At 73.0% G+C, this 874-nt stretch carries 1 protein-coding gene and 1 pseudogene; both read left to right on the top strand.

Annotation, left to right across the window (positions count from 1 at the left end; translation table 11 throughout):
• Window positions 1-238, top strand: a pseudogene (locus D180_RS12980) (hypothetical protein); the annotation flags it as partial.
• A gap of 5 nt (window positions 239-243) precedes the next feature.
• Window positions 244-744 carry a DUF3106 domain-containing protein gene (locus D180_RS12975; protein ID WP_043090957.1) on the top strand — a complete coding sequence of 167 codons (501 nt, stop codon included), beginning with the start codon at window positions 244-246 and terminating at the stop codon, window positions 742-744.
• Window positions 745-874: the final 130 nt, after the last annotated feature.

The following is an 874-nucleotide window of genomic DNA, read 5'->3' as shown; positions in this document are numbered from 1 at the left end:
GGCGGTCCCGGCGCTGCTCGGCGCGGCGCTGGGCGTGCATCTGCTGCTGCGCCCCGCACCGTCGATGCCGACCACCACCGCCAGCGTCGCCACCGCCACTGCCACGACCGTGGCCGCGACTACCTCGGTGCGCGCCGGCGCGGCCGCCGACAGCGACCAGGCCGCGACCGCGATGCTCGACGAAAATCCCGACCTGTACCTGTGGCTGGGCTCCGATACCTCGCTGGCAATGGAATGAACCCGATGACTCGCCTGATCCGTCTCTCCCTGACGCTGACGCTGCTGGCCGGCACTGCCGTCCCGGCGGCCTTCGCCGCCCCGCCCCCGCCCGGGCCGCCGCCACCGCCGAGCGCGGCCGACCGCGACGACGACACCGGCCCGCCGCTGCCCGACTGGGAACACCTGAGCCCACAGCAGCGCGAGCTGCTGATCGCGCCCCTGCGGCAGCGCTGGAACGATGCCCCGCAGCAACGCCGACGCATGTTCGAACACGCGCAGCGCTGGCAGTCGATGACCCCCGAGCAACGCGACCGCGCACGCAAGGGCGCCCGCCGCTACGAGGACATGACCCCGCAGCAGCGCGAGGAGGCGCGGGTGCTGTTCGAGCGCATGCGCACGCTGCCGCCGGACCAGCGCAAGGCGCTGCGCGACCGCTGGGAAGCGATGACGCCGGCCCAACGCGCCGCCTGGATCCGTGCCAATGCCGGCCCGGACAACCTGCCGCCACCGGATGCTGCCAGGTAGGCGAAACGCGGCGCCGGTTCAAGCCTGATGCGCATGACGCGTGCGCCCTCGCGTCGTCGTGTGCGGCGCATGGAGTCCAGCGCCGCAGAAATCGCCTCGCAGATACCGTCTTACCCCCTAGCAGGCAAGG

Origin of the sequence: Xanthomonas sp. SHU 166 (assembly GCF_000364685.1) — a bacterium.
Lineage (GTDB): Bacteria > Pseudomonadota > Gammaproteobacteria > Xanthomonadales > Xanthomonadaceae > Xanthomonas_A > Xanthomonas_A sontii.
The sequence above is the reverse complement of the archived record's forward strand: the minus strand, read 5'-3'. Positions and strand labels throughout refer to the sequence as shown.